Source organism: Cupriavidus sp. BIC8F (genome assembly GCF_032465815.1).
Lineage (GTDB): Bacteria > Pseudomonadota > Gammaproteobacteria > Burkholderiales > Burkholderiaceae > Cupriavidus > Cupriavidus necator.
This window is the reverse complement of record NZ_CP136094.1, coordinates 3,565,288-3,580,585: the sequence shown is the minus strand read 5'-3', so window position 1 is coordinate 3,580,585 and position 15,298 is coordinate 3,565,288. Positions and strand designations below refer to the sequence as shown.

The 15,298-nt window shown below is 65.7% G+C and carries 15 protein-coding genes; 11 read left to right on the top strand and 4 right to left on the bottom strand.

From position 1 onward, the window contains the following. Positions 1–9: 9 nt before the first annotated feature. Genes lpxB through RS901_RS16545 form a run of 3 tightly spaced genes read left to right on the top strand, consistent with a single transcriptional unit; the run spans position 10 to position 2,742 of the window. Positions 10–1,218, top strand: coding sequence for a lipid-A-disaccharide synthase (gene lpxB / locus RS901_RS16555; protein WP_316149872.1), 1,209 nt, complete (start codon positions 10–12; stop codon positions 1,216–1,218). Beyond that, positions 1,218–1,934 carry a ribonuclease HII gene (gene rnhB, locus RS901_RS16550; RefSeq protein ID WP_410054124.1) on the top strand — a complete coding sequence of 239 codons (717 nt, stop codon included), beginning with the start codon at positions 1,218–1,220 and terminating at the stop codon, positions 1,932–1,934. The genes lpxB and rnhB overlap by 1 nt, the downstream gene beginning before the upstream one ends. A gap of 25 nt (positions 1,935–1,959) precedes the next feature. Further along, on the top strand, positions 1,960–2,742 hold the full coding sequence (locus tag RS901_RS16545; protein ID WP_316149869.1) for an RNA methyltransferase: 783 nt from the start codon (positions 1,960–1,962) through the stop codon (positions 2,740–2,742). A 50-nt stretch (positions 2,743–2,792) separates the two neighbouring features. On the opposite strand, the gene ppsR is transcribed toward RS901_RS16545, so the two are convergent. Beyond that, a complete protein-coding gene (gene ppsR / locus RS901_RS16540; protein ID WP_010809585.1) occupies positions 2,793–3,596 on the bottom strand; it encodes a posphoenolpyruvate synthetase regulatory kinase/phosphorylase PpsR in 804 nt (267 codons plus the stop codon). A gap of 413 nt (positions 3,597–4,009) precedes the next feature. Here ppsR and ppsA point away from each other — a divergent pair, with 413 nt between their 5' ends. The 3 genes from ppsA (at position 4,010) to RS901_RS16525 (ending at position 8,007) form a co-directional block, all read left to right on the top strand. Beyond that, positions 4,010–6,394 carry a phosphoenolpyruvate synthase gene (gene ppsA, locus RS901_RS16535; RefSeq protein WP_316149867.1) on the top strand — a complete coding sequence of 795 codons (2,385 nt, stop codon included), beginning with the start codon at positions 4,010–4,012 and terminating at the stop codon, positions 6,392–6,394. Positions 6,395–6,546: 152 nt separating this feature from the next. Continuing rightward, complete coding sequence (locus tag RS901_RS16530) at positions 6,547–6,969, top strand: NfeD family protein (protein WP_316149865.1); 423 nt, start codon at positions 6,547–6,549, stop codon at positions 6,967–6,969. Between the two features lie 105 nt (positions 6,970–7,074). Next, positions 7,075–8,007 carry an SPFH domain-containing protein gene (locus RS901_RS16525; RefSeq protein ID WP_018309910.1) on the top strand — a complete coding sequence of 311 codons (933 nt, stop codon included), beginning with the start codon at positions 7,075–7,077 and terminating at the stop codon, positions 8,005–8,007. Positions 8,008–8,046: 39 nt separating this feature from the next. Here the strand turns inward: RS901_RS16525 and smpB are convergent, their stop codons facing one another. Next, on the bottom strand, positions 8,047–8,499 hold the full coding sequence (gene smpB / locus RS901_RS16520) for an SsrA-binding protein SmpB (RefSeq protein WP_013956942.1): 453 nt from the start codon (positions 8,497–8,499) through the stop codon (positions 8,047–8,049). Between the two features lie 177 nt (positions 8,500–8,676). On the opposite strand from smpB, the gene RS901_RS16515 reads away from it, so the two are divergent. Both RS901_RS16515 and RS901_RS16510 read left to right on the top strand, forming a co-directional pair. Next, positions 8,677–9,114 (top strand): type II toxin-antitoxin system RatA family toxin, encoded by a 438-nt coding sequence (locus RS901_RS16515; RefSeq protein ID WP_010809580.1) that lies wholly within the window; start codon positions 8,677–8,679, stop codon positions 9,112–9,114. After that, the gene (locus RS901_RS16510; protein WP_013956940.1) at positions 9,101–9,448 is read left to right on the top strand and encodes an RnfH family protein; all 348 of its coding nucleotides are present in this window, start codon (positions 9,101–9,103) and stop codon (positions 9,446–9,448) included. Before RS901_RS16515 ends, RS901_RS16510 begins: the two co-directional genes overlap by 14 nt. 54 nt (positions 9,449–9,502) lie before the next feature. Here the strand turns inward: RS901_RS16510 and RS901_RS16505 are convergent, their stop codons facing one another. Both RS901_RS16505 and RS901_RS16500 read right to left on the bottom strand, forming a co-directional pair. Further along, a complete protein-coding gene (locus tag RS901_RS16505; protein WP_316149862.1) occupies positions 9,503–10,024 on the bottom strand; it encodes a DUF4124 domain-containing protein in 522 nt (173 codons plus the stop codon). Between the two features lie 203 nt (positions 10,025–10,227). Next, the gene (locus RS901_RS16500; protein ID WP_316149861.1) at positions 10,228–11,187 is read right to left on the bottom strand and encodes a DMT family transporter; all 960 of its coding nucleotides are present in this window, start codon (positions 11,185–11,187) and stop codon (positions 10,228–10,230) included. Positions 11,188–11,322: 135 nt separating this feature from the next. Between RS901_RS16500 and guaB the strand changes: the two genes are divergently transcribed. The 3 genes from guaB to guaA all read left to right on the top strand — a co-directional run bounded on the left by guaB (position 11,323) and on the right by guaA (position 15,200). Then, a complete protein-coding gene (gene guaB, locus RS901_RS16495; RefSeq protein WP_316149859.1) occupies positions 11,323–12,786 on the top strand; it encodes an IMP dehydrogenase in 1,464 nt (487 codons plus the stop codon). A 196-nt stretch (positions 12,787–12,982) separates the two neighbouring features. Then, the gene (locus RS901_RS16490) at positions 12,983–13,606 is read left to right on the top strand and encodes a hypothetical protein (RefSeq protein ID WP_316149858.1); all 624 of its coding nucleotides are present in this window, start codon (positions 12,983–12,985) and stop codon (positions 13,604–13,606) included. Further along, positions 13,581–15,200 (top strand): glutamine-hydrolyzing GMP synthase, encoded by a 1,620-nt coding sequence (guaA, locus tag RS901_RS16485; protein ID WP_316149857.1) that lies wholly within the window; start codon positions 13,581–13,583, stop codon positions 15,198–15,200. The genes RS901_RS16490 and guaA overlap by 26 nt, the downstream gene beginning before the upstream one ends. Positions 15,201–15,298 lie beyond the last annotated feature (98 nt).

Here is a 15,298-nt window from a genome sequence, read left to right as displayed (position 1 = left end):
CGGACCGCAATGGTCGACGCCGCAATTCGGGGTGGCTTGCCCACGGGCAACGGTAGCGCCGCGGACCAGCGCGGCACCATTGCCATGGTGGCCGGCGAGGCCTCAGGCGACCTGCTGGCATCGTTGATGATGGGCGGGCTGCAGTCCCGCCTGGGCGATACGGTCGAGTACGCCGGCATCGGCGGCAAGCGCATGATGGCGCAGGGCTTCACCTCGCGCTGGCCGATGGAGACACTGTCGGTCAACGGCTATGTCGAGGTCCTGGGCTCGCTGCGCGAGATCCTGGCCACGCGGCGCGCGGTGCGCGACTGGCTGCTGGCCAATCCGCCGCAGTGCTTTATCGGGGTTGACGCCCCGGACTTCAATTTCGGCCTGGAAGTGCCGCTGCGCCGTGCCGGCATCCCGGTGGTGCATTTTGTCAGCCCGTCGATCTGGGCCTGGCGCGGCGGGCGCATCCGCACCATCGCGCGCGCGGTCGACCACATCCTGTGCCTGTTCCCGTTCGAGCCGGAGATCTACGCCAAGGCCGGCATTCCCGCGACCTACGTGGGCCATCCGCTGGCCGATGTGATCCCGATGGTGCCTGACGTCGCCGGTGCCCGCGCCGAGCTCGGCCTGCCCGCCGGGCACCGGGTGGTGGCGGTGCTGCCGGGCAGCCGCCAGTCCGAGGTACGCAACCTTGGCGCCACCTTCTTTGCGGCGATGGCGCAAATGCAGCGCATGGACCCGAACCTGGCGTTCGTGCTGCCCGCGGCGAGCCCGCCGCTGCGCGCCATTATCGAAGCGCTGCACGCGCAGTATCCCGAACTGCGCCTGACCATCGTCGACGGCAAGTCGCACCAGGCGATGGAAGCGGCCGACGTGGTACTGCTGGCCAGCGGCACCGCCACGCTGGAAGCGGCGCTGTACAAGAAGCCCATGGTGATCTCGTACAAGGTGCCCTGGCTGACCGCGCAGATCATGAAGCGGCAGGGTTACCTGCCGTACGTGGGATTGCCTAATATCCTTTCAGGGCGCTTCGTCGTGCCGGAACTGCTGCAGGACGATGCCACGCCCGAGGCGCTGGCCCGCGAAACGCTGCTGCAGCTCAACGACGAGGGCAACACCGCCTTCCTCTACGAGCATTTCACCCGCATGCACGAGACGCTCAAGTGCAATACCGCGCAACTGGCCGCCGATGTGGTGGTGGACCTGATGCACAGCCGGGGGACCGTCTGATGGCGCGTCGCGATGCTGAATCGCCGCAGATGGGGCTGGATCTTGCCCCGGCCGCTGCCGCCGTGCAGCGCCTGTGCGGCGTCGATGAAGCGGGCAGGGGACCGCTGGCCGGGCCGGTCTATGCCGCCGCCGTGGTGCTGGATCCGAAGCGTCCGATCCGCGGCCTGGCTGACTCCAAGATCCTGACCGCCGCCAAGCGCGAGCAACTCTACGACAAGATCTGCGAACGCGCGCTGGGCTGGCATATTGCCTTCGCCACGGTCGAGGAGATCGACGCGCTCAACATCCTGCACGCCAGCATGCTGGCAATGCAGCGTGCCGTGCAGGGACTGGCCGCCAGCGGCATCGTGCCGGACCTGGTCCAGGTCGACGGCAACCGCTGCCCGCAGGTGCCGTTCCCGGTGGAAGCCATCGTCAAGGGCGATGCGCTGGTCAGGGCGATCTCGGCCGCGTCGATCCTGGCCAAGGTGGCGCGCGACCGCGAACTGATGTTGCTGCACGAGCGCTATCCGCAATACGGCTTCGATTCGCACGTCGGCTATGGCACGCCGCAGCACCTGGCCGCGCTGGCTGAGTTCGGCGCCACGCCGCACCACCGCCGATCATTTGCGCCCGTGCGCGAGGCGCTGGAGCAGCGGCCCATGTTCACCGGCATGACCGCAGTGGCCGAAGTGACTGAGGTCACCGCCTCGGTTTCGGTCACGGTCGCGCAGTGAAGCGCACCTACCTCATCCCCGCATCGTGAAGCACGTCACCTCGCGCGACAACGCGCTGTTCAAGCATTTGAAGGCCCTGGCCACTTCCACGCACCAACGCCGCAAGGCCGGGCAGTCGCTGCTCGACGGCGTGCACCTGGCGCAGGCCTACGTCGCAGCACGCGGCCAGCCCGTCACCTGCCTGGTGTCAGAGCGCCACTATGACCACGCCGAGGTGGCGCCAGTGCTGGCGCTGATCGAGGCCGAGCGCGTGGTTGTGCTGGCCGATGCACTGTTCACGCAGATCAGCGGCGTGGTCAATGGCATCGACCTGATGCTGGTGATCGAGACGCCGGTCGGCCACCTGCCGGCGCGCATCGAACAAGACTGCATCATCCTGGACGGGGTGCAGGATGCCGGCAATGTCGGGTCGATCCTGCGCAGCGCGGCCGCCGCCGGCATCGAGCATGCCTTCCTTGCCACTGGCTGTGCCTTTGCCTGGTCGGTCAAGACGCTGCGTGCCGGCATGGGTGCCAACTTTCACCTGAATATCGTCGAGCACTGCACGCTTGAGTCGCTGGCGCCCCGCCTCGCGGTGCCGCTGCTGGCGACTTCGTCGCATGCCGATGCCGCGGTGTTCGATACCGATCTGCGCGGGCCGGTGGCCTGGGTGGTCGGCAATGAGGGGGCAGGGGTCAGCGACGGCTGGATGGCACACGTCACGTGCAAGGTGGGCATCCCGCAACCGGGCGGGCTGGAATCGCTGAATGTGGCGGCGGCGACCGCGATCTGCCTGTTCGAGGCAGTGCGCCAGCGGCGCGCCGCCTGAGGCTGCGCCGGCAGCGCAAGGAGAAAGCGGCCTGAACGGCCGCTTTTTGCTCAGTAGTTGTCGCGATCGACCTTGATCTCCTGCAGGATCGTGGTCGCGATCTCTTCAATCGATTTGTGCGTGGAAGAGAGCCATTTGATCCCTTCGCGCCGCATCATCGCCTCGGCCTCGTTGACCTCATAGCGGCAGTTTTCCAGCGCTGCATACTTGCTGCCGGGGCGGCGCTCGTTGCGGATCTCGGTCAGGCGCTGCGGATCGATCGACAAGCCGAAGATCTTCGGCTTGAACGCATACAGCGCCGATGGCAGCCGGCCGCGCTCGAAATCGTCGGGAATCAGCGGGTAATTGGCCGCCTTCAGCCCGTATTGCATGGCCAGGTAGAGGCTGGTCGGGGTCTTGCCGCTGCGCGACACGCCCACCAGGATCACATCGGCTTCTTCCAGGTTCTTGTGTGACTGGCCGTCATCATGCGCCAGCGAGAAGTTGATCGCCTCGATCCGGTTCTTGTAGGCCTCGGTGTCCGCATTCTGGTGGAAGCGGCCGATGGCATGGGTGGACTTCAGGCCCAGTTCTTTCTCTAGCGGCTCGATGAAGGTCTGGAACATGTCCAGGATCATCGCCTTGGCGCGGCGCAGTGCCTTGTTCGCTTCCTGGTTGACCAGCGTAGTGAAGACAATGGGCGGCACGCCTTCGTTGTGGAATGCCTCATTGATCTTGCCGACGGCGATATGTGCCTTTTCCGGGGTATCGACGAAGGGCATGCGCACCTTGCGGAAGCGCATCTCGAACTGGGCCAGGATGGAGTGGCTGAACGTCTCCGCCGTGATGCCGGTGCCATCCGAGACGATGAACACGGTGCGGACCGCAGGGCGCTCGCTGGGCTGGGGCGTGGGAGCGGAGGGAGATTCAGGCTGCGTTCCAGGCTGGGACCCGGGTGTCGCCGTTCCGGGCGCTTCTGGCAGGGACATGGGGATGGCGCACATGGGGATGGCGCGTTAATAAATAGATTCAATCTTCCGCAGAAAAGTGCGGCGCAGCACGGTAGAATAGCGGCGATCTTTTCGCTAAGCAATTCTGCGGGGTGCACGCGCGTGCAACAAACAGCCTCGGAATTGTTGACAATGTGCGCTACGCGATGAGAGCCGTAGCGCCAGGTCCGCAGCGCCAGTTCGGGGTTGCTTAGCCAAGCGATCATTGGTCCGGGAACAGAACGCCAACAACAACCGGGCCATGCGCAACAAGTTTTCTACTTTGTTTTGAGGCTCTCATGACTAACCAGGCAGATAACGGCGCCTATGTGCTGCCGTTCGAGCAGTTGCGCATGGCTGACGTGGAAATCGTCGGCGGCAAGAATTCGTCGCTGGGCGAGATGATCTCCCAGCTGGCGGAAGCCGGCGTCCGGGTTCCCGGCGGCTTTGCCACCACCGCGCTCGCCTTCCGCGACTTCCTTGCCCACAACAACCTGACCGAGCGCATTTCCCAGCGCCTGAAGACCCTGAACGTCGACGACGTCAAGGCCCTGGCCGAGGCCGGTGCCGAGATCCGCGAGTGGGTCGCCTCCGCGCCGTTCCAGCCGCGCCTGGAACAGGAAATCCGTGAATCCTACGCCCGCGTGGCCGAGCGCGAAGGCGCCGAGGCCTCGTTCGCGGTGCGTTCGTCGGCCACCGCCGAAGACCTGCCCGACGCCTCGTTCGCCGGCCAGCAAGAGTCCTACCTGAACGTCAGCGGCATCGACGACGTGCTCGACAAGATCAAGCACGTGTTCGCCTCGCTGTACAACGACCGTGCCATTTCCTACCGCGTGCACAAGGGCTTTGCCCATGACGTGGTGGCGCTGTCGGCCGGCATCCAGCGCATGGTGCGATCGGACCTGGCCTCTTCGGGCGTGATGTTCACCATCGACACCGAATCCGGCTTCCCCGACGTGGTCTTCATCACCTCCAGCTACGGCCTGGGCGAAACGGTGGTGCAGGGCGCGGTCAACCCGGACGAGTTCTACGTCTTCAAGCCGACGCTGCAGGCCGGCCAGTACCCGATCATCCGCCGCTCGATCGGCTCCAAGCTGATCAAGATGGAATTCACCAAGCCGGGCGAAGCCGGCCGCGTCAAGACCGTCGACGTGCCCACCGAACTGCGCAACCGCTACTCGATCACCGATGACGACGTGACCGAGCTGGCCAGGTACGCGATGATCATCGAGAAGCACTATGGTCGCCCGATGGACATCGAGTGGGGCAAGGACGGCAAGGACGGCAAGATCTACATCCTGCAGGCCCGCCCGGAAACGGTGAAGAGCCAGTCCGCGGGCAAGGCAGAGCTGCGCTTCAAGCTCAAGGGCACCGCGCCCGTGCTGACCAGCGGCCGCGCCATCGGCCAGAAGATCGGCACCGGCCCGGTGCGCGTCATCAACGACCCGTCCGAGATGGAACGCGTGCAGCCCGGCGACGTGCTGGTGGCCGACATGACCGACCCCAACTGGGAGCCGGTGATGAAGCGTGCCTCGGCCATCGTCACCAACCGTGGCGGTCGTACCTGCCACGCGGCCATCATCGCGCGTGAACTGGGCGTGCCGGCCGTGGTCGGCTGCGGCGACGCCACCGACGTGCTGAAGGACGGCACGCTGGTGACGGTGTCGTGCGCCGAAGGCGATGAAGGCCGCATCTACGACGGCCTGCTGGAAACCGAAGTGACCGAAGTCCAGCGTGGCGACATGCCGGAAATCGACGTCAAGCTGATGATGAACGTGGGCAACCCGCAGCTGGCCTTCGACTTCGCGCAGATCCCGAACTGCGGCGTCGGCCTGGCCCGCCTGGAATTCATCATCAACAACAACATCGGCGTCCACCCGAAGGCCATCCTCGACTACCCGCAAGTCGATGCCGACCTGAAGAAGGCCGTGGAAAGCGTGGCCCGCGGCCATGCCAGCCCGCGCGCGTTCTATGTCGACAAGCTGGCCGAGGGCATCGCCACCATCGGCGCGGCCTTCTACCCGAAGCCCGTGATCGTGCGCCTGTCGGACTTCAAGTCCAACGAGTACAAGAAGCTGATCGGCGGTTCGCGCTACGAGCCGGACGAGGAAAACCCGATGCTGGGCTTCCGCGGCGCCTCGCGCTACATCGCCGACGACTTCGCCGAAGCGTTCGAGATGGAATGCAAGGCCATGAAGCGCGTGCGCGACGAAATGGGCCTGACCAACGTCGAGATCATGGTGCCGTTCGTGCGTACGCTGGGCCAGGCTGCCAAGGTCATCGAGCTGCTGGCCAAGCACGGCCTGAAGCGCGGCGAAAACGGCCTGCGCGTCATCATGATGTGTGAGGTGCCGTCCAACGCGATCCTGGCTGAAGAGTTCCTGCAGTACTTCGACGGCTTCTCGATCGGTTCGAACGACCTGACCCAGCTGACGCTGGGCCTGGACCGCGATTCGGGCATGGAACTGCTGGCCAAGGACTTCGACGAACGCGATCCGGCAGTGCGGTTCATGCTGTCGCGCGCCATCGAGGCGTGCATCCGCCTGAACAAGTACGTCGGCATCTGCGGCCAGGGCCCTTCGGATCATCCGGACTTTGCCGAGTGGCTGACCAAGGAAGGCATCAAGTCGATCTCGCTGAATCCGGACTCGGTGGTCGAGACCTGGCAAAAGCTGGCTTCCTGAAGCATTTGACGTCACAATAACGATATTGCCGGCGCCTTCTGGCAGCCGGCAGGCACCGGCCCTGCGTCAGGTGTTGCTACTGCCCCGCAGACGCTGAAAGGCGCTGCGGGGTTTTTACTTTTCGGGATGTCTCTGGACGAACGGGGGCTTGGATGGCGTACTACATCTGGTTCGTGGCAGCGGTCGCGCTGGTGATCATAGAGCTGAACACCGGCACCTTTTACCTGCTGATGGTGGCGGTGGGGCTGGCCGCGGGCGGAGTGGGGGCCCTGCTGGGGTTGTCGCCGGCCGCGCAGGCGCTGGTGGCAGCGCTGGTCGCGGCGGTGCTGATCGCCGGGCTGCGCCGTACCCGCTTTGGCAAGCTGCGGCGCGGCAACGCCGCTGCCGATCCCAACGTCAATCTCGATATCGGCCAGGAACTCGACGTGCCCGGCTGGGACGCCAACGGGCGTGCCCGCGTGCCGTACCGCGGCGCTGACTGGACCGTGGAGCTGGCGCCCGATTGTGCCGCCGCGCCAGGCCGCTACCGCATCGTCGCGGTGCGCGGCAGCACCCTGGTCGTGTCTCCCCGCTGAAACCCTGTCTTATTGCGCGGCGCGGCGCGGCAATTGCTGCGCTGCGATCCGCCTGCCGCCGCCTGGCGGCTCCGTACTGCTGTCTTTTGTCTGGAGGGTCGTTACATGCTCGCATTTCAGCTTGGTTTGTTGCCGCTGATCATCCTCATTGCCGTTATCGTGCTGATTGCCAAGGGCATCAAGATCGTGCCGCAGCAGCATGCCTGGGTGCTCGAGCGCCTCGGCCGCTACCATGCGACGCTGACGCCGGGGCTGTCGATCGTGGTGCCGTTCGTCGACCGCGTCGCCTACAAGCACGTGCTCAAGGAAATCCCGCTGGACGTGCCCAGCCAGGTCTGCATCACCAGGGACAACACCCAGCTGCAGGTCGATGGCGTGCTGTACTTCCAGGTCACGGACCCGATGAAGGCATCGTATGGGTCGAGCAATTTCGTGGTGGCGATCACGCAGCTGTCGCAGACCACGCTGCGCTCGGTGATCGGCAAGCTGGAGCTCGACAAGACCTTCGAGGAGCGCGAGTTCATCAACCACAGCGTGGTCAACGCGCTGGATGAGGCTGCCGCCAACTGGGGCGTCAAGGTGCTGCGCTACGAGATCAAGGACCTGACCCCGCCCAAGGAGATCCTGCACGCGATGCAGGCGCAGATTACCGCCGAGCGCGAAAAGCGCGCGCTGATCGCCGCGTCGGAAGGCAAGCGCCAAGAGCAGATCAACCTGGCCACGGGCGCGCGCGAGGCGGCGATCCAGAAGTCAGAGGGCGAGCGGCAGGCCGCCATCAACAGGGCGCAGGGCGAGGCGAGCGCGATCCTGGCGGTGGCCGAGGCCAATGCGCAGGCGATCCAGAAGATCGGCAATGCGATCCGCACCGAAGGTGGCATGGATGCGGTCAACCTGAAGGTGGCCGAGGAATACGTGGCCGCGTTCGGCAACCTGGCCAAGCAGGGCAATACGCTGATCGTGCCGGGCAATATGGGCGAGATGAGCAGCATGATCGCGTCCGCCCTGCAGATCGTGAAGGGGCAGCAGAAGGCTGCCTGAGGGGGCTGACGGACACGCCGCGGCAGCGCGGCGCCGGGCTCAGTCCTTGGCGTCGCCCTTCATGATGCGGGCCTTCTCGCGCTGCCAGTCGCGCTGTTTCTCGGTCTCGCGCTTGTCGAACTGCTTCTTGCCTTTGGCCAGGCCGATCTCGCATTTGACGCGGCCGCGCGTGTAGTGCAGGTTCAGCGGGACCAGCGTGTAGCCGCGCTGCTCGACCTTGCCGATCAGCTTCTTGATCTCGTCGGCCTTGAGCAGCAGCTTGCGGGTGCGCACCGGGTCGGGATTGACGTGGGTGGAGGCACTTTGCAGCGGGCTGATATGGGCGCCGATCAGGAACATCTCGGCGTCGCGCACCACCACGTAGCCCTCCTTGATCTGCACGCGGTTGGCGCGGATCGCCTTGACTTCCCAGCCTTCCAGCACGATCCCGGCCTCATATCGCTCTTCGATGAAGTAGTCGAAAAAGGCCTTTTTGTTGTCTGCGATGGTCATGCGTGCGGGTGGGGGAACAATGAGTGGAATCCGGCCGGATCGCTGCAGTGCCGCATGGCGAGGTGCCGCCATGCGCCAGCGTCGGCTAAAATTGGCATTTTAGCAAACCAGCCCCGGTACCGGCTCATGCTGCCGCGCATAGCGTGCGGCATGGCCGCAAGCCAGATTTTCCCATACATGGCAGACGTCCATAAATCCGTACTGCTCGGCTACTCGGCCGCGCAGATGTACGACCTGGTCACGCGCGTGGAGGACTATCCCAAGTTCCTTCCATGGTGCGGTGGCGTGGAGGTGTTCGAGCAGACCGATACCATGCTCGACGCCAAGATCCATATCCACTTCAAAGGGATCCAGCAGTTCTTTCACACCCGCAATACGCAGGAACGCCCCACCCGCATCGACATGACCTTTGCCGACGGGCCGTTCAAGACCTTCAACGGCGCGTGGCGCTTTACGCCACTGCGCGAAGACGCCTGCAAGATCGAATTCCATCTGCACTATGAGTTTTCCAGCCTGCTGCTGGAAAAAATCATCGGCCCGGTCTTCAGCATGATTGCCAATACCTTTGTCGACGCCTTCGTCAAGCGGGCCGAGGTGGTCTATGTCGCCAACTGACGCCGGCGCGGGGACGGTGCATATCGCGGTCTGCTATGCGCGGCCCGATACCGTTTTCCTGAAGGAGATCGACGTGCCTGCCGGCACCACGATTGCCGCGGCCATCGTCGGCTCCGGGCTGCAGCAGGCCTGTCCGGAGGTGGACCCGTCGACCATGCGGGTGGGTATCTTCGGCAAGCTCAAGACGCCGGAGACGGTGGTGCGCGAAGGCGACCGCGTGGAGGTTTACCGGCCTTTGACCGCCGATCCCAAGCAGGCACGCCGCAAGCGGGTGCAGAAGCAGCGCGCGGGCGGCACGCGCGAAGGCCAGAAGTGGTTGCGCGGCAGCGGTTGAGCCGAGCTTGCCAGGCATGCAAACGGGGCCGGTGCGCCCCGTTTTTCTTTGACTTCAGCTGCAGTTCTTCTCGAGGCTGGCGTTGGTCTTGAGCATCTCGGCCTGGCGCTGGTCGCTGTTCAGGTGCTGCAGCGAGCCGTCCGGACCCGCCACCGCGGCGCGCATGCCTTGCTGCAGGCCGTTGGCGTAGCTGCGCAGCTGGGCGCAGCGGGCCTCGCGCTCGGCCGCCTCGCTTTCCTTGCGGGCCTCTTCGGTGGCGGCTTTCAGGCTGGCCTCGCGGCGCTTCTGGAAGGCTTCTTCGGCCGTCGGCGCCGGGGCCGCGGCGGGCTTGGCCGCGGCTTTGGCCGGAGCGGGGGCAGCAGGGGCGGGCGCCGTGGGATTGGCGGCCTCCACCGGCTGGAACTCGCCGGCAAAGCGGCCCGGCGCGCGCAGCACCTTGGCTGCCGCCGCCGACGGCGGCACGTCGCTGTAGACCATGCGGCCGTTGGCGTCGCGCCATTGCCAGTAGGCAAGGGCCTGGACGGGAACGGCGAGAGTGGCGGCGGCAAGCAGGCACAGCGCGGACGATCGTTTCATGGCGAGGCGTCTTAAAGTGACTTGGAAGTAACTGGTGCGGCTTGAATCGTGCTGGGCCGCCGGCTGCGCGCATGGCGATGCCGCGGCAGGACAGCCGCGGCGATGGCTTGGCGCCCGCCTGGTATCAGGTGCGTAGCGCCGGTTTGACCCTGGTGAAGCTGTTGTTCGTGGCGTGTGTGATCCCCGCGCCATCGTTCGCTAGTCTACGCAGACTTGTCGGTGGCGTGCAAGCGCACCGACCAGGCCACGCCGACCATCAGCAACACAATGGCGGCGATTTCCAGCGGCCGCGGCCAGCGGTGATCGAAGACAAAGCCGTAGGCCAGCGCGAACAGCGTCTCGAACACGATCATCTGGCCCGACAGCGTAAGCGGCAGGCGCCGGCTGGCAATATTCCACAGGTTGTTGCCGATCAGCGACGCGCCCAGCGCGACCGCGGCGTTGACCATCCAGAACCACTGCCAGTCACGGCCGCTGTCGCCCGCGGTCAGCGTGTCGCCCGCCAGCAGCCAGCCGATCACGGCCAGCACCGCTGACACCGCGCCGGTCGACAACCCGTACAGCGCCGACCATTCATTGCCGCTGTATTGCGGGTTGCGCTGCAGGTAGCGTGCGTTATCGACCGCGTAGAGCGTCCAGCAGACCAGCGCGCCGGCCGCGCAGCAAACGCCGGCCAGTTTCTGCCAGACCGGCCGGACTGCCGCACCGGCTGCCGCCGCGTGGGCGCTCTGGCCGCCGCCGAACAGGTCGATGTTGATGCAGGCGATGCCGGCCACCACCACCAGCAGGGGCCACACCAGCCGCGACAGCGGCACGGCGCCGTGGTCGCGCCGGCCCATGATGGTGACCGAGATCGGCAGGATGCCGATAATCAGGGAAGTGGGGCCCACCCCGGCGAGCTGCACGCCGAAGGCCAGCAGCACGTAGTAGAGCAGGTTGCCGGTGAAGGCCTGGCGCAGCAGCGCCACGCAGTCCGCCCGGGTCAGCTTGCGGGCGATGCGCTTCATCAGCGGCAGCGCGGCCACGAAGGCGACCAGCCCGTAGGCCAGGTAGCGGCCGATGGCCAGCTCCCACGGCGAGAACACGGGCAGCAGCTTGGGGGCGATAAAGACCATGCCCCAGAAGGCGCCCGCCAGCAGCCCGCACAATACGCCGATTCCCATGCTTCGCTTCGCCCGAATAAAAGGACGACGAGCATAGCAGACCGCTTGCAGGAAAGCCCGCAGGAAAGCCCGTTGCAGTGCATCAGCAAAGCGCGCATTCCTGTATAATTCGGTTTTGCGCCTAGAGGATTTGCTATGCGTCTTGTCCAGAAAGCACTCACATTCGATGACGTGCTGCTTGTCCCGGCCTATTCGGCCGTCCTTCCCCGGGATGTCTCCCTCCGCACCAGCCTGACCCGCTCCATTGAACTGAACATCCCGCTGGTATCCGCGGCGATGGACACAGTGACGGAAGCCCGCCTGGCGATTTCCATGGCGCAGGCCGGCGGTATCGGCATCGTCCACAAAAACCTGAAGCCCGCCGACCAGGCCCGCGAAGTTGCGCGCGTGAAGCGCTACGAATCGGGCGTGCTGCGTGATCCGATCACCATTTCGCCGGAAATGAAGGTCCGCGATGTGATCGCGCTGTCGCAGCAACACGGCATTTCCGGCTTCCCGGTGCTGGAAGGCAAGGCCGTGGTCGGCATCATCACCAACCGAGACCTGCGCTTCGAGGAAGAGCTCGACGCCCCGGTGCGCGCCAAGATGACGCCCCGCGAAAAGCTGGTGACCGTGGCCGAAGGCGCGACGCTGGAAGAAGCCAAGCGCCTGATGAACCGCCACCGCCTTGAGCGCGTGCTGGTGGTCAACCAGGCCTTCGAGCTGCGCGGCCTGATCACGGTGAAGGACATCCAGAAGGCCGTGGACAATCCGCTGGCCAGCAAGGACGACCACGGCCAGCTGCGCGTAGGCGCCGCGGTCGGCGTGGGCCCGGACAACGACGAGCGCGTCGAACTGCTGGTCAAGGCCGGCGTCGACGTGATTGTGGTGGATACGGCGCACGGTCATAGCCAGGGCGTGCTTGACCGCGTCCGCTGGGTCAAGCAGAACTTCCCGCAGGTGCAGGTGGTTGGCGGCAATATCGCCACCGGCGATGCTGCGCGTGCGCTGGTCGAGCATGGCGCCGACGGCGTCAAGGTCGGTATCGGCCCGGGTTCGATCTGCACCACGCGTATCGTTGCCGGCGTGGGCGTGCCCCAGATCACGGCGGTTTCCAACGTGGCCGAAGCCCTCAAGGGCACCGGCGTGCCGCTGATCGCTGACGGCGGTGTGCGCTACTCCGGCGATGTGGCCAAGGCCCTGGCGGCCGGCGCCCACACCGTGATGATGGGCGGCATGTTCTCGGGTACCGAGGAAGCACCGGGCGAAACCTTCCTGTTCCAGGGCCGTTCGTTCAAGAGCTACCGCGGCATGGGTTCGGTGGGTGCGATGAAGGATGGCGCGGCAGACCGCTACTTCCAGGAAGACAACACCGCCAATGTCGACAAGCTGGTCCCCGAAGGCATTGAAGGCCGCGTGCCTTACAAGGGCTCGGTGATGGCGATCATCCACCAGCTGACCGGCGGCGTGCGTGCCTCGATGGGCTATTGCGGCAGCAAGTCGATTGCCGACTGGCACGAGAGCGCCCAGTTCGTCCAGATCACGGCAGCCGGCATGCGTGAATCGCACGTGCACGACGTGCAGATCACCAAGGAAGCGCCGAACTACCATATCGACTGACGCGCAGCGGCTGCGCCCGTCGCCTCGCGGCGGTGCGCGGCCGCAAGATCGTCGGGGCGAGGGCGCATTGCCGCGGGCGGCGCCTTCGCCTGACCGGAATGCCATCCGGCCCGGCCGCTCGCCACGCCGGTGTTGCCTGAACGTGGGCCACACCAGCCGGCCGCACCATCGGCCAGGCCCATGACGAGGAGCGCCAATGAAGGTATTGCTGCGAGCCGTGCTGTTTTTTGATGCCCTGGTGGATTTGCTGCTGGGCATCCTGCTGTTGATGTCCCCGTTCACCACGCTGTATGCGGCGCTGCAGTTGCCGCAGCCGCAACCCGCCCTGTTCGGGCAGCTGCTGGGCGTGGCACTGGTAGGCCTGGCCGTGCTGCTGTGGCAGGCAACGTTCAACGGCCAGCTGACGGTGCCCGTGGCGCGCACGGCCGGCTATGTGAACCTGGCAAGCGCAGTGCTGATCATTGCCTGGATAGTGTTCATGGAACTGCCGCTGGTCGGCGCGGGCAAGATCTGGCTGCCGGTGATGGCAGTGGTGCTGGCGTTTTTCGCGCTGGTGCAGATTCCCGCTTCCAGGCGCGTGCGCAATCGCGAGAGGCAGCTGAAGGCCGAGCGCGCACTGCAGGAACAGGAAAACAAGAAGGAAGTCCGCAAGGAACCCGGCGTCGCCCCCGCGGCGCGCCCAACGAATACCCCAGAATACCGGCGCGAGCCGGTCATCACGCCGCCGCCGGGCTATGGCCCCGGCACGGAAGTCGTGACCGAGCCCATCCCGGAAGACACGCCATCGGCCCATCATGCACGACAAAATCCTCATTCTTGATTTCGGCTCGCAGGTCACGCAGCTGATCGCCCGCCGCGTCCGCGAGGCGCACGTCTATTGCGAGATCCACCCGAACGACGTCTCCGACGACTTCGTCCGCGAGTTCGCCCCCAAGGCCATCATCCTGTCGGGCAGCCACGCCAGCACCTATGAAGACCACCAGCTGCGCGCGCCGCAGGCCGTGTGGGACCTGGGCGTGCCGGTGCTGGGCATCTGCTACGGCATGCAGACCATGGCCGTCCAGCTGGGCGGCAAGGTCGAGTGGAGCGACCACCGCGAATTCGGCTACGCCGAGGTGCGCGCCCATGGCCACACCAACCTGCTCAAGGACATCGAGGATTTCCGCACGCCGGAAGGCCATGGCATGCTCAAGGTCTGGATGAGCCACGGCGACAAGGTTGCCGGCCTGCCGCCGGGCTTCAAGCTGATGGCCTCCACCCCCAGCTGCCCGATCGCCGGCATGGCCGACGAGGCGCGCGGCTACTACGCGGTGCAGTTCCACCCCGAGGTCACGCATACCGCCAAGGGCCGCCAGATGCTGGAGCGCTTCGTGCTCGGCATCGCTGGCTGCAAGCCTGACTGGGTCATGCACGACCATATCGCGGAAGCCGTCGCCAAGATCCGCGAGCAGGTCGGCGATGAAGAAGTCATCCTGGGCCTGTCCGGCGGCGTCGACTCGTCGGTGGCCGCGGCGCTGATCCACCGCGCCATCGGCGACCAGCTCACCTGCGTGTTCGTCGACCACGGCCTGCTGCGCCTGGACGAAGGCAAGATGGTGATGGACATGTTCGCCGGCCGCCTGCACGCCAAGGTCGTGCATATCGACGCCTCCGATCAGTTCCTCGGCCACCTGGCCGGCGTGACCGATCCCGAGCAGAAGCGCAAGATCATCGGCCGCGAGTTCGTTGAAGTGTTCCAGGCCGAGGCCAGGAAGCTGTCCAACGCCAAGTGGCTGGCGCAGGGCACGATCTATCCGGACGTGGTGGAGTCAGGCGGCACCAAGACCAAGAAGGCCACCACCATCAAGAGCCACCACAACGTCGGCGGCCTGCCGGAGACGCTGGGCCTGAAGCTGCTGGAGCCGCTGCGCGACCTGTTCAAGGACGAAGTGCGCGAGCTGGGCGTGGCCCTGGGCCTGCCGCCGGAAATGGTCTACCGCCACCCGTTCCCGGGCCCGGGCCTGGGCGTGCGCATCCTGGGCGAGGTCAAGCGCGACTACGCCGACCTGCTGCGCCGCGCCGATGCCATCTTCATCGAAGAACTGCGCAAGACCATCGCCACCGAACAGGACGCCGCCGCGGGCCTGTGCGAGCCGGACCAGGTCGGCAAGAGCTGGTACGACCTCACCAGCCAGGCCTTCGCCGTGTTCCTGCCGGTCAAGTCCGTGGGCGTGATGGGCGACGGCCGCACCTACGACTACGTCGTCGCGCTGCGCGCCGTGCAGACCACCGACTTCATGACCGCGCACTGGGCACACCTGCCGTATGCGCTGCTGGGCCGTTGCTCGAACCGGATCATTAACGAAGTCCGTGGCCTGAACCGGGTTGTGTATGACGTGTCGGGGAAACCGCCGGCGACGATTGAGTGGGAGTAACGTGTAATCCGCTTTTAATCGAGCATACAGGGCGCCCTCGAGGCGCCTTGTCTTTTCGCTCCACGCTTCGCGTTGCCGCGTTGGGGCTGGGCGGTGGT